This is a genomic window from Aquabacterium sp. T101 (assembly GCF_057219775.1).
Map to the genome: position 1 here is coordinate 508982 of NZ_JBXVVZ010000002.1, position 12366 is coordinate 521347.

Below are 12366 nucleotides of genomic sequence, written 5' to 3' on the forward strand. Positions count from 1 at the left end.
GCGCCAGCCCGCGCCGGATTGACGCGGCGCAAGCGCGGCCGCGCCGTCGGGCCTTCTTGAACCGCTTCAAGGACGCCACCAGCCCCGCTGCCTAACCTGCAAGCCACATCGAAACCAACCCACGGAGGCTCCATGAGCCAGGGCTTCACCAGCGCCGCAGCGCGCAACATCTTCTACGTCGGCACGGCCTTCTTCGTGCTGCTGTTCGCGGGGCTGATCCTGCACACCGAGCAGCGCATCCCGCAACGCTCCAACGCGGCCGAGGTCACGCCGGCGGTGGCGCGCGGCAAGCACGTCTGGGAGACGCGCAACTGCATCGGCTGCCACACGCTGCTGGGCGAAGGCGCGTACTTCGCGCCCGAACTGGGCAACGTCTACGTGCGCCGGGGCGGCAAGGACGGCGGCGCCGAGTTCATCAAGGCCTGGATGAAGGCACAGCCGACGCAGGCCCCGGGGCGGCGCCAGATGCCGCAGTTCCACCTCAGCGAGCAGCAGCTGGACGACCTGGTGGAGTTTCTCAAGTGGACCAGCCGCGTGGACACCGCGAAGTGGCCGCCCAACATCGAAGGCTGAGGAGCACAGACATGACCAACCCCCATCTCAAGTTCCAGTCGCAGTCGGTGGCCCGCCTGTACTTCGTCGGCGCGCTGGCGCTGTTCGTCGGGCAGATCGTCTTCGGCGTCGCACTCGGCCTGCAGTACCTCGTGGGCGACCTGCTGTTCCCCGCAATCCCGTTCAACATCGCACGCATGGTGCACACCAACCTGCTCATCGTGTGGCTGCTGATGGGCTTCATGGGCAGCGCCTATTACCTGGTGCCCGAGGAGGCGCAGACTGAGCTGCACAGCCCGGCGCTGGCCCGGGCGCTCTTCTGGGTCTTCCTGGCTGCCGGCGCGCTCACCATCCTGGGCTATCTGCTGGTGCCCTACGCCACGCTGGCCGCGGCCACCGGCAACGACTGGCTGGCCACGATGGGGCGCGAGTTCCTGGAGCAGCCGCTGCCCACCAAGGTGGGCATCGTGGTGGTGGCCCTGGGCTTTCTGTACAACATCAGCCTGACCGTGCTGAAGGGCCGCAAGACCGCGATCAGCCTGGTGCTGCTGACGGGCCTGTGGGGCCTGGCGTTGCTGTTCCTGTTCAGCTTCGTCAACCCGAGCAACCTGGTGCGCGACAAGATGTACTGGTGGTTCGTGGTCCACCTGTGGGTCGAAGGCGTGTGGGAGCTGATCCTCGGCGCGCTGCTCGCCTTCCTGCTGGTCAAGACCACCGGCGTGGACCGGGAGGTGATCGACAAATGGCTCTACCTCATCATCACCTTCGCGCTGGTTACCGGCATCCTCGGCACCGGCCACCACTTCTACTTCATCGGCCTGCCTGAGTACTGGCAGTGGGTGGGCAGCGTCTTCAGCGCGCTCGAGCCGATCCCGTTCTTCATGATGACGTTGTTTGCCTTCAACATGGTGCAGCGGCGCAAGCGCGAGCATCCTAACCAGGCCGCCGTGCTGTGGACCGTGGGCTGCGCGGTGATGGGTTTCCTGGGCGCCGGCCTGTGGGGCTTCATCCATACCCTGAGCCCCGTCAACTACTACACCCACGGCACGCAGGTCACGGCCGCGCACGGCCACCTGGCCTTCTACGGCGCCTACGTGCTGGTGGTCGTCGCGATGATCAGCTACGCCATGCCGATGCTGCGCGGCCAGGGCGAGGCCGCCCACCCGCGCGCGCAGGCGATGGAGATGTGGAGCTTCTGGATCATGACCATCGGCATGGGCGTGATGGTGCTGGCACTCACCGGCGCGGGCATCCTGCAGGTGTGGCTGCAGCGCATCCCGGCGGAGGGCGCCATGGGCTTCATGGTCACGCAGGACCAGCTGCGCTTCTTCTACTGGGTGCGTGTCGGTGGTGGCCTGGGCTTCCTGGTCGGACTGGCCACTTTCCTGGCCAGCTTCTTCGTCGCGCCGTCGAAGCAGGCGGCCGGCCCCTCTGCCCTGCAGGCCGCCTGAGGCTCGGCATGGAAGCCGCCGCCAGCGCCCGCCGCCTGCGCGGGCTGCCCTACTACGCTGCTCAGGGCGACGAGTGCGCCCTGTTCGAGCAGGCCTTCGAGGCCCGCCTGCCCCTGCTGCTCAAGGGCCCCACAGGCTGCGGCAAGACGCGCCTGGTGGAACACATGGCGGTGCGGCTGCAGCGGCCGCTGGTCACCGTCAGCGGGCACGACGACCTGGGTGCTGTCGACCTCACCGGGCGCCACCTGATCACCGGCGGCAGCACGCGCTGGTGCGACGGGCCGCTGACGCGCGCCGTGCGCGAAGGCGCCATCTTCTACCTCGACGAGGTGGTCGAGGCGCGCAAGGACATCACCGTGGTGCTGCACCCGCTGGCGGACGACCGGCGCATGCTGCCGCTGGACCGCACCGGCGAACTGCTGGCTGCGGCGCCCGGCTTCATGCTCGTGGTCAGCTACAACCCGGGCTACCAGAACGTGCTCAAGGGCCTGAAGCCCAGCACGCGACAGCGCTTCGTGGCGGTGAGCCTGGGCTACCCCGAGCCGGCGCTCGAGGCGCGCATCGTCGCCGCCGAAGGCGGCTGCGACGCCGCCGTGGCCACGAGACTGGTGCAGCTCGGCGGCGCCTTGCGCCGACTGACCGAGCACGATCTCGAGGAGACCGCCAGCACGCGGCTGCTGGTGATGGCGGCCCGCCTGCACGCACGCGGCCTGGGCCTGGGCGCCGCCTGCCATGCGGCAGTGCTGGAGTCGCTCACCGACGATGCGGCCACCCTGCAGGCGCTGCAGGAGGTGCAGCGTGCCGTGCTCGGCGCCTGAGGCCCGGTACGCCCGCCTGCAGCGCGCCCGCCGCGCGACGCAGGTGGGGTTCTTCGTGCTGTTCCTCGTCGCACCTGCACTCGACCTGCTTCGCTTCGACCTGCACCAGGCCCAGCTGTGGGTGCTGGGCCGGCCCTGGTCGCTGGGCATCGACGCCTTCCTGCAGGGCCGGGCCTCGGCCACCGACGCGGCGCTGGGCATCCTGCTGCGCGGCATCGTGCCGCTGCTGGCGCTGGCTGCAGGCCTGATGTTCGTGGCCTGGCGCTGGGGCCGCCTGTACTGCGGCTGGCTGTGCCCGCACTTCTCGCTCGTCGAGCTGCTCAACGATCTGCTGCACCGCGCCTGTGGTCGCCTGAGCCTGTGGGACAGTGCTCCCACAGCCCTCGGCGCGCGCCAGCCGCGGCGGCGCTGGTGGCTGGTGTGGGCGCCGGCCTGCGTGGTCTTCGGCCTGCTCTGGAGCGTAACGCTGCTGACCTACCTTCTGCCGCCGGGCGAGGTCTGGCACGGCCTGCTGCACACGAGCCTCACGCCCAACCAGGCCCGCTTCGTCGCCATCGCCGCCGCACTGTTCAGCGCCGAGTTGATGTTTGCGCGCCATCTGTTCTGCCGCTTCGGCTGTGCCGTCGGGTTCTTCCAGAGCCTGGCCTGGATGGCCAATCCGAAGGCGCTGGTGATGACCTTCGACCGCGCCCGCGCCGCCGACTGCCGCGACTGCCGCACCGAGCGCGCGCCGGAAGGCAGCGCCTGCGACAGCGCCTGCCCGATGCGGCTTCAGCCGCGCCGCATCAAGCGGCTGATGTTCGCCTGCGTCCAGTGCGGCCGCTGCGCCAACCAGTGTGCGCAGTCGCACGCGCGCGACGCCAGCGCGCCCAATCTGGCCTGGCGCGTGGGCGCTGACGCACTGCGCGAGACGCTGCGCGCGCGGCCCGACGGCGCAGCGCGGACGGCAGTCCTGGCGCGGCCGCAGGCTGCAACGTCGTCCCCCTCGACCCTGAGCGCGGCGCGCTGACGTCATGGAAGAGTGGGTCGGCCTCCAGTGGCATCGTTTCGCGACGCGACGGGCGGCCGGTGCGCATTCCGCGCACGAAGTTCGGCTGGCCGACTGCCTGCCAGCCCTGACGTTGCTGATGCATGCCGGCGGCGCCCAGCAGCGCATCGCCGTGGCCGCGCCGGTGCGCGTCGGCGGGCCGCGCGGGTTCTGGCAGCGCGTGGCCGGGGCCGGCGGCCGCGTGGCGTTGCCCCAGATCGACGCGGACGTGCTGGCATTGCCGCAACAGGTGGCCGTGTTCGACGACGCGTCGCTCAATCGAGACCTCTACCTCTGGTGGGCGGCGCTGGCCGGGTCGATCGACGCGTCGGCGCCCTGGGTCCCGGCCAACCTGGCGGGGGCAGACGCCGCACTGCAGCGCTTTCCCGGCCTGCGGGCGCGCTGGCAGGCGCTGCGTCGCGCCGAGCTGGCGGCTCGCCCACGCGCCCCGGCACCCGACAGCGCCGAGCTGCGGGTGAGCCGGGCGATGACCTGCCTCGACGACGGCGGCCCCGATGCGCGCGTCGGCTCGACAGCCGCTGGCGAAGTCACTGCCGACCTGCAGCCCGCCGACGTGGCGCCGGTGTGGAGCTGGCTGCTGCCCTGCGGTGCCGGACATGCGGCGCTCGATCCGGCCGCAGCGGCGGCCGAGGCAGGCTGCGCTGGTGGCCAGGCCGCGGCGGCGCAGGGTCGTCGCCGGGCCCGAGCGGCAAGCCGCGACGCGGCGCGCGCACCCCTGCTGCTCGCCGCCAAGGCGGAATCGCTCAAGACCTTTGCCGACCCGATGTCGATCGACCGCGCTGACGACGACAGCGACGACGGCAGCGCCACGGTGGCCGCCGAGGAACTGGAAGTCCTGGCGCTGCAACGGGGCGACCGGGCGAGCCTCGCATCGCGCGTGCGCTTCGACCTCGACCTGCCCAGCGCCGCCGCCGACGACCTGCCCGCCGGGCCCGGCGAGCGGCTACCCGAGTGGAGCCCGAATTCGCGTCGGCTCGAGCCCGGCCGCGTGCAGGTGCAGCCGCTAGTGGCCCGCGACGCGCCGCCGTGGGTGGCACCGCCCGCGCTTCGGGCGCATGCGGCGTGCGTGCGGCAGCGCCTGCAGATGCAGCGCTCCGTGCCGCGCTGGCAGCGCGGCCGACCGGACGGCGAGTCGATCGACATCGACGCCTGGGTGCGGGCGCAGGGCGATGCGAGCGGCGCGCCCGACGATCGGCTGTACCTGCGCCGCACGCGCGAGCAGCGCGAGCTGGCCACGCTGCTGCTGGCGGACCTGTCGCTGTCCACTGACGCGCATGTGAACGACACCCAGCGCGTGGTGGACGTGGTGCGCGAGTCGCTGTTCGTGTTCGGCGAAGCGCTGGCCGGCAGCGGCGACGCGTTCGCGATGCTGGGCTTCAGCTCGGTGCGGCGCACGCTGCGGCTGCACGAGATCAAGGCCTTCGACGAGCGCTGGGCCGCGCCGACGCTGGCGCGCGTAGGGGCCGTGTCGCCGGGCTACTACACCCGCATGGGCGCGGCGCTGCGCGCCGGCACGCGGCGCTTGTCGCAGCGGCCGGAGCGCCAGCGCCTGCTGCTGCTGCTGACCGACGGCAAGCCGCATGACCTGGACGGCTACGAGGGGCGATGGGGTGTAGAGGACACACGACAGGCCGTGATCGAGGCGCGTCGCGCCGGCTTGCTGCCCTTTGCGCTGTCGATCGACGCCGACGCCGGCGACGTGATGCCCCGGCTGTTCGGGCCCGGCGGCTGGGCCTGGGTGCGGCGCCCGGCCGAGCTGCCGATGCGCCTGGCCTCGCTGTATGCCCGCCTGACGCGCTGAGGCGGTCGGTCCGGTGCCTGTGGGCGGTCGGTTTGAGGCCCTGGGGCGGCGTGACGTCCAGGCGCTATCCGGGCCGACCGTCGGCCCGGGGTCGGCCCAGCCAGCCGCCATAGCGCCAGGCCCAACCAGCACCGGCCACCGCCCACAGCCCAGCCGCCAGCAACAGCACCGCAGTGGGCAGCCCGACCCACACCGCGGCGGCCGCGCGCAGCAGCGCCGCCGCCTGCAGCGCGAAGTACAGGCGCCACGCGATGGCGTCGGCGGCCACGGGCCGGCCGCTGTGCCCAGCCGACACGCGTGTGATCATCGCCACCAGCGTAGCGCCCAGATAGCCCAGGGTCAGTGCGTGCAGCGGCGCCAGGCCCAGCGGCGGGAAGCCGCCGCGCCAGGCCGCCAGGCCGTGCGACGCGGCCAGCAGCGTCAGTGCCACGCCGAGCCAGGCAAAGCCCCAGTGCAGCATCGCCAGCAGTCCCTGGCGCCGCGCCGGCCACAGGCCCCAGCGCAGGGCAAGCCACAGCGCAAGCGCGGCGCCCGGCGCGGTCAGCGCGGCCACCGCGCCGTGCAGCATCCGAGGCTCAGCCCAGGACACCAGCGACGCCAGATCGCCCGCGCCGGCGGCCACCAACGTGGCCAGCAGGGCATGCAGCTCCCAGTCCGGCCGCCACGGGGGCCGCTCGGGCAGCACGCCGGCAGTGAAGAACGGCAGCATGCGGTGGGCCACCACGGTGAAGGTCGGCGCCAGGAACCACCAGATCGCGGCCAGGGCCGCCACACGCGCAAGGTCGACCTGCGCGAACACCACGGCCACAGCACCCAGCAGCATGGCCACCGCGCCGACGATGCCGGCCACCAGCACGCCGCGCGCATGCATCCGGTCGGGTGCGCCGCTTGCCGCCACCATGCGCGCGAAGCGCCCCATCACGGCCAGCCAGCCCAGCGCTGCGCACAGCACCCCCGCTCCGGCCAGCGCGGCCGACGCGTGAAATCCGACCAGGGCCACCGCCCACCCCGCCACCATCGCAAGCACGGGTCGCAGCAATGCGCCGGCGGCCACCGCCGGCAGGCCGAGCCAGCGCGGCCCGGCAGTGAACGCGAAGCCGACGATGAACAGTGGCATGAAGCCCATCGACAGGGCCAGCGCATGGGCGGCACCGGGCGGCACCGCCCAGGGCACGGGCCACCCTGCGTAGCGCGCCACCAGGGCCAGCAGCCACCACACGGCCAGCGCGGTCATGTTCACTGCGGCGGCGAAGAACGCCAGCCGATGCGGCGCGTCGAGAAGACGCGCGGCGCGCCATGGCGCCGTCTGCTGCGGCGCCACGGCGTCCGGCGTGGACGCGGGTGCGATCGAGATGACGCGGGCGCTGCGACGCATCATGCAGCCTCGGAGCCCGTGCGATACAACCTGACGCGCCAGGTGTCCGGGCCGCCTTCGAGCACTTCCCAGGCGAAGGCCGGCTGGCGAGTGGCGTCGAGATAGCTGTGCAGGGGCGATGGGTCGATGTCCACGAGCAGTTCCAGCGCTTCCCCGGCCTCGAGCCGGTCGCAGGCTGCCAGCACCGCGTCCAGGCGCCGCCAGAACGGAACCTGCCTGACGTCAAGCTGCTGCAGGGAGGCGTTCACGAGGACTGGCGGGCCGTGCGCTGGGTTTCATGCGTGACCACTGTGCGGCGCGGCGCGCCGCGCCGCCTTGACCCGGTGCAAGGATTTCCGCGCAAGTCCGCGTCGATGCTCGCCAGCCCGGTGGCCACGCGACCCTGCCGGTGCGAGGCTCGACAAATCGCCGCTCTGCATTGGGCACGCTCGTGCGCCACACAGGGCGCATCAACGCACCGCCGCCAACCTCACCCGCACTGCCCCACATACCCGCACGCGGTGCAGAAGTCGCAGCCGTCCTTGTGGATCAGCGTCGCGTTGCCGCACTCGGGGCAGGGCCGGCCGGCCTGCGGGCGCGGCGTGTCGCGGCCCTTGTCGGGCACGGCCAGCACGCCCATCTCGCGCAGCGGGAAGCCGTCCTCGTCCAGCACGCCGAGCATGGCGTAGCGGTGGATCACCAGCCGCGCCAGGTAGGCCACGGTGGAGGGCCAGGTCTGCTGGCGACGCTGGCCCGGCACGAAAGCCATGAAGTGGCCCAGCGGCTCGGCATAGTTGAGCAGCTTGCGCAGCTTCATGCCGATCCACGCCGGGTCGATCACGCGCATGTCCAGCGACAGCAGGCGCGCCAGGCCGTCGAGCGCGCGCGGGTAGTTGCCCGACAGCGACAGTGCGCAGGGCCGCGTGATGGGCACGCCGTCGGGGCCGGGCAGCGTCACCTCCTTCAGCAGCACGGTGAAGTGCTCTCCGCTGGCGGGGTTGTCCACGTCCACCGCCCAGGCCAGGGTGCCCGAGGTGTCGGTGTGCGGCTCGTCGCGCGCGAACAGCGCGTCCATCACCGGCGTGGCGGCGCCTGACGGCGGCGGCAGCGCGCCGAGCTGCTCGCAGCGCCAGCGCACCACGGCCGCGGTGGCGGCCACCACGCCGGGGAACAGGCGCCGCTCGCCGTGCGGCGGGAACGGCATGTCGAACGGCCGCTCCTCGGCCACGGTGGCCAGCGCGTCGAGCTTGAGCTCCAGCCACGCCGGATCGGCGGCGCGCAGGTCCATCGACAGCGTCTTGGCCAGCGCGCCCAGGCCGCGCGGCTGCTCGGCGCCGTTGACCCACACCTCGAAGGGCTGCGGCCTCGCGCCCGCCTCCGCGCCCTCGCCCACGCCGGCCACCTCGCCCACGAAGAGCGCGAACTCGCCGTGCGGATGGCGGATCATGAAGCTCCACGCCGCGTTGCCGGCGGGCAGGTCGGGCCGGCCCGGCCAGCGCAGCGACGCCAGCACCGGCGTGCGCGGCGCCTCGATGGCCAGGCGCCGGTTGGCGTCGCCCGCGGCCACCTGCAGCGGCGCCGGCTGGGTGGACAGCACGCTGCCGATCACCGCGTTGGGCCGGTAGGTGGCCAGGCCCTTGAGGCCCAGCGACCAGGCCTGCTGGTAGAGCTGCTCGAAGTCGGCATAGGGGTAGTCGGCCGGCACGTTCACCGTCTTGCTGATCGACGTGTCGATGCACGGCGCCACCGCGGCCACCATCTGCGCATGTGCCTGCGCGCTCATCTCCAGCGCGGTGACGAAGGCGTCGGTCAGCGGCGCGTCCGCGCCCTTGAGATGGCGGTACAGACGCCAGGCGTGGTCCTCCACCGCGTGCTCCACGAGGCGGCCGTCCGGGTCGCGCTTCTTGCGGGTGTAGGTCCAGCTGAACGCGGGCTCGATGCCGTTGCTGGCGTTGTCGGCGAAGGCCAGGCTGATGGTGCCGGTGGGCGCGATCGACAGCAGGTGCGAGTTGCGGATGCCGTGCGTGCGGATGCGCTCCTTCAGCGCCGCGGGCAGGCGCGACGCGAAGCGGCCGCCGGCCAGGTACAGGTCGGCGTTGAACAGCGGGAACGCGCCGCGCTCGGCGGCCAGGTCCACCGACGCGTCGTAGGCGGCGTCGCGCATCGCCGCGGCGATGCGGGCGGCCATCGCGCGCGCCGGCTCGGTGTCGTAGCGCAGGCCCAGCATCACCAGCGCGTCGCCCAGGCCGGTGAAGCCCAGGCCCACACGGCGCTTGGACATGGCCTCGTCGCGCTGCGCCGGCAGCGGCCACAGCGACACGTCGAGCACGTTGTCCAGCATGCGCACGGCCACCCGCACCAGCGCGGCAAAGCCCGCCTCGTCGAACGCGGCGTCGGCCTCGAACGGCCGCTGCACGAAGCGGGTGAGGTCGATCGAGCCGAGGCAGCAGCAGCCGTAGGCCGGCAGCGGCTGCTCGGCGCAGGGGTTGGTGGCGGTGATGGTCTCGCAGTAGGCGAGGTTGTTGTCGCGGTTGATCGCGTCGAGGAACAGCACGCCGGGCTCGGCGTGGTCGTAGGTGGACCGCATGACCTGGTCCCACAGCGCGCGCGCCGGCAGCTTGCGGTAGACCCACAGCCCGTCGTCGCGCTGCCAGGCGCCGGCCGCCTTGACCGCCGGGCCGGGCTCGGCGCGGTGCACCAGTTCCACGTCGGTGCCATCGCGCACCGCCTGCATGAACGCGTCGGTCACGCCCACCGAGATGTTGAAGTTGGCCAGGTCGCCCTGGTCCTTGGCGTGGATGAAGGCCTCGATGTCCGGGTGGTCGCAGCGCAGCACGCCCATCTGCGCGCCGCGCCGCGAGCCGGCGGATTCCACCGTCTCGCAGGAGCGGTCGAACACGCGCATGTAGCTCACCGGGCCGGACGCGTTGCTGCGCGTGGCCGCCACCCACGCGCCGGCGGGCCGGATGCGCGAGAAGTCGTAGCCCACGCCGCCGCCGCGGCGCATGGTCTCGGCGGCCTCGGCCAGCGCGGTGTAAATGCCAGGGTGGCCGTCCTCGTCGTGGCGGATGGAATCGCCCACCGGCTGCACGAAGCAATTGATCAGCGTGGCGGCCAGCTCGGTGCCGGCCGCCGACTGGATGCGCCCGGCCGGGATGAAGCCGCCCTGCAGCGCCTGCAGGAAGCGCTCCTGCCAGTGGGTGCGCAGCGCCTCGGGCTCGGCCTGCGCCAGCGCGCGCGCCACGCGGCGCAGCACGTCGTCGATGGTGGTTTCGCTGTCCTTGGCGTACTTGTCGCGCAGTACCTCGGCACTGATGGGTTGCGCCGGCAGCGCCGCAACGCGCGGCGCGGAGGTCTTCGTCTTCATGGCGATGTCTTTCGAGGAGGGCGGGCGCGGCACGGCCGCGCCCGCGGGGTCAGATTTCCGGCCGGCGCCACAACCACAGCGCCACGGCCAGCAGGAACAGCGGCACCAGCCACTTCACGGGCTGGGGCGCGGACGACACGGCGATCAGGCCGACGCTGGCCGCCATGGTGAAGCTCGCCGCCCACTTGGCGCGCCGCGGCACCGCGCGGTGGTCGCGCCAGCGCCGGATCGGCGGACCCAGGTGCGGATGCACCAGCAGCCAGGCCTCGAACTGCGGCCAGCCGCGGCCCGCGGCCCAGGCCGCCACCAGCAAGAACGGCGTGGTCGGCAGCACGGGCAGGAACAGCCCCACCACGCCGAGCGCCACGCACACCAGCGCCAGCGTGCGCCACAGCACCAGGGCCGCCAGGCGCGTCAGCACAGGCGCTCCGGTCCATGGCGCCGCCCCATGTCAGGCACCGCGCCGCCGGGCGGGCGCGGTGGGGCAGGAGCGTGGGGCGAAGGAAGGGCGGTGCATGGCGTCGGGGCGTGGCCGCGCGGGCCCGGGCAGGCCGCCGGCCGCGTGCCGCGGTGGACACTTCAGCATAGATCACGGCGACGCGCCAGCGCTCGGCCAAGGACTCGACGGCAGCAGGGTCTGCCAGCGGCTTTAGGCCGCGCCGAGGGCCATGCCGGGAGTGAGCAGGCGCTCGATCAGCGCGCGCACCGTGGCGATGCGCTCGCCGAAGGGCAGCGCGCCGGCGCCGCGGAAGAACAGGCCCTTGTCCGTTTCGCCGCGCAGCGCGGAAGCCAGGCGCTGGTCGATGCAGAACTGGCCCCAGCCCGGCAGGCCGTCGCGCAGGCCGCACTGCGCCAGGCAGTCGAAGGCCAGCGTGCAGCGCGCCTTCTTGTGCACCGCGGCCTGCAGGCGTGGCAGCGCGTCGAGGTAGTTGGTCAGCCAGCGTGTCTTCACCGCGCGCGCCGGCAGGCCGGCCACGCTGGTGAACTCCACCACGTCCTCGTCGCGCGCGCCGGCCAGCACGCGCTTGAAGTTGTCGTGCGCGTCGCATTCCTCGGTGGCCACGAAGGGCGTGCCCAGCTGCACCGCGGCCGCGCCCTGCGACTGCACGCGGGCGATGTCCTCGAAGGTGCGGATGCCGCCGGCCACGATCAGCGGCACGTCGCGCTCGATGCCGGCGCCGCGCAGGAAGGCGATCGCCTCGGGCAGCACGCGCTCGAAGTCGAAGCGGGTGTCGGAAAGGTCCTCGATCTTGGCGGCGCCGAGGTGCCCACCGGCCCAGCGCGGATGCTCGATCACGATGGCGTCGGGCACGCGCTGCTTGCGCTCCCACTTCTTCACCACCAGCGCGATGCCGCGCGCGTCGGACAGGATCGGCACCAGGGCCACCTGCGGATGCTCGCGCGCCAGGTCGGGCAGGTCCAGCGGCAGGCCGGCACCCACCACCACGGCGTCGATGCCGGCCTCGAGCGACGTGCGCACCAGCGCGGTGTAGTCGTCCACCGCTCGCATCACGTTCACGGCCAGCAGGCCGCGCCCCGCCGCCAGCGTGCGCGCCGCGGCGATCTCGCGCTGCAGCGCCTCGCGGTTGGCCTCGTTGATCGCCTCCTTGGCGCCGGGGCCGGTGCCGTGCTCGGCGCTGCGCGCCATCAGGTCCGGGTGGTGGCGGCGCAGGTCGATCGCCGACAAGGTGCCCACCGCGCCCTGCGCGGCCACGCTGCCCGCCAGCCGGTGCGCCGACACGCCCACGCCCATGCCGCCCTGCACCACCGGCAGCAGCGCGCGCCCGCGGATGACGAGCGGCGCCAGGCCGCTGCGCTGCCACAGGGGCTGCAGCGCGGGATCGAGGTGGTCGAGCATCGGAAGGGCCGCCAAGGGTTGTCGGGGGACCCGGCAAGGTAGCCAGCGCCCCCCTGCCGGGCCTTGACCTGCATCAAGCAGCCACGGTGTACCCTGTGCGCACCGCAAGGCCGACCC

General features: G+C 72.9%; 10 protein-coding genes. 5 read left to right on the forward strand and 5 right to left on the reverse strand.

Annotation, left to right across the window (positions count from 1 at the left end; translation table 11 throughout):
- Positions 1-132 precede the first annotated feature (132 nt).
- The 5 genes from AC2EAQ_RS09480 to AC2EAQ_RS09500 all read left to right on the forward strand — a co-directional run bounded on the left by AC2EAQ_RS09480 (position 133) and on the right by AC2EAQ_RS09500 (position 5670).
- A complete protein-coding gene (locus tag AC2EAQ_RS09480) occupies positions 133-573 on the forward strand; it encodes a c-type cytochrome (RefSeq protein ID WP_484642598.1) in 441 nt (146 codons plus the stop codon).
- A gap of 11 nt (positions 574-584) precedes the next feature.
- Entirely contained in the window at positions 585-2003 is a 1419-nt protein-coding gene (locus tag AC2EAQ_RS09485) for a cbb3-type cytochrome c oxidase subunit I (protein WP_484642600.1), read from the forward strand.
- Positions 2004-2011: 8 nt separating this feature from the next.
- The gene (locus AC2EAQ_RS09490; protein WP_484642602.1) at positions 2012-2821 is read left to right on the forward strand and encodes a CbbQ/NirQ/NorQ/GpvN family protein; all 810 of its coding nucleotides are present in this window, start codon (positions 2012-2014) and stop codon (positions 2819-2821) included.
- Positions 2802-3830 (forward strand): 4Fe-4S binding protein, encoded by a 1029-nt coding sequence (locus tag AC2EAQ_RS09495; RefSeq protein ID WP_484642605.1) that lies wholly within the window; start codon positions 2802-2804, stop codon positions 3828-3830. The genes AC2EAQ_RS09490 and AC2EAQ_RS09495 overlap by 20 nt, the downstream gene beginning before the upstream one ends.
- 118 nt (positions 3831-3948) lie before the next feature.
- The gene (locus AC2EAQ_RS09500) at positions 3949-5670 is read left to right on the forward strand and encodes a nitric oxide reductase activation protein NorD (protein ID WP_484642610.1); all 1722 of its coding nucleotides are present in this window, start codon (positions 3949-3951) and stop codon (positions 5668-5670) included.
- 64 nt (positions 5671-5734) lie between these two features.
- Here AC2EAQ_RS09500 and AC2EAQ_RS09505 read toward each other — a convergent pair whose 3' ends face one another.
- The 5 genes from AC2EAQ_RS09505 to AC2EAQ_RS09525 form a co-directional block, all read right to left on the reverse strand.
- Positions 5735-7048, reverse strand: coding sequence for an NnrS family protein (locus tag AC2EAQ_RS09505; RefSeq protein WP_484642613.1), 1314 nt, complete (start codon positions 7046-7048; stop codon positions 5735-5737).
- Positions 7045-7293: a DUF2249 domain-containing protein gene (locus AC2EAQ_RS09510; protein WP_484642615.1), complete on the reverse strand. Its 249-nt coding sequence runs from the start codon at positions 7291-7293 to the stop codon at positions 7045-7047. The genes AC2EAQ_RS09505 and AC2EAQ_RS09510 overlap by 4 nt, the downstream gene beginning before the upstream one ends.
- A 221-nt stretch (positions 7294-7514) precedes the next feature.
- Positions 7515-10391, reverse strand: coding sequence for an adenosylcobalamin-dependent ribonucleoside-diphosphate reductase (locus tag AC2EAQ_RS09515; RefSeq protein WP_484642618.1), 2877 nt, complete (start codon positions 10389-10391; stop codon positions 7515-7517).
- A gap of 49 nt (positions 10392-10440) precedes the next feature.
- On the reverse strand, positions 10441-10812 hold the full coding sequence (locus AC2EAQ_RS09520) for a YbaN family protein (RefSeq protein WP_484642620.1): 372 nt from the start codon (positions 10810-10812) through the stop codon (positions 10441-10443).
- Between the two features lie 228 nt (positions 10813-11040).
- Entirely contained in the window at positions 11041-12249 is a 1209-nt protein-coding gene (locus AC2EAQ_RS09525) for an NAD(P)H-dependent flavin oxidoreductase (RefSeq protein WP_484642622.1), read from the reverse strand.
- Positions 12250-12366 lie beyond the last annotated feature (117 nt).

Coding starts and splice junctions, on each gene's coding strand:
- AC2EAQ_RS09490 (WP_484642602.1), top strand. CDS start 2,012: ATGGAAGCCGCCGCCAGCGCCCGCCGCCTGCGCGGGCTGCCCTACTAC.
- AC2EAQ_RS09505 (WP_484642613.1), bottom strand. CDS start 7,048: ATGATGCGTCGCAGCGCCCGCGTCATCTCGATCGCACCCGCGTCCACG.
- AC2EAQ_RS09500 (WP_484642610.1), top strand. CDS start 3,949: ATGCATGCCGGCGGCGCCCAGCAGCGCATCGCCGTGGCCGCGCCGGTG.
- AC2EAQ_RS09485 (WP_484642600.1), top strand. CDS start 585: ATGACCAACCCCCATCTCAAGTTCCAGTCGCAGTCGGTGGCCCGCCTG.
- AC2EAQ_RS09515 (WP_484642618.1), bottom strand. CDS start 10,391: ATGAAGACGAAGACCTCCGCGCCGCGCGTTGCGGCGCTGCCGGCGCAA.
- AC2EAQ_RS09480 (WP_484642598.1), top strand. CDS start 133: ATGAGCCAGGGCTTCACCAGCGCCGCAGCGCGCAACATCTTCTACGTC.
- AC2EAQ_RS09525 (WP_484642622.1), bottom strand. CDS start 12,249: ATGCTCGACCACCTCGATCCCGCGCTGCAGCCCCTGTGGCAGCGCAGC.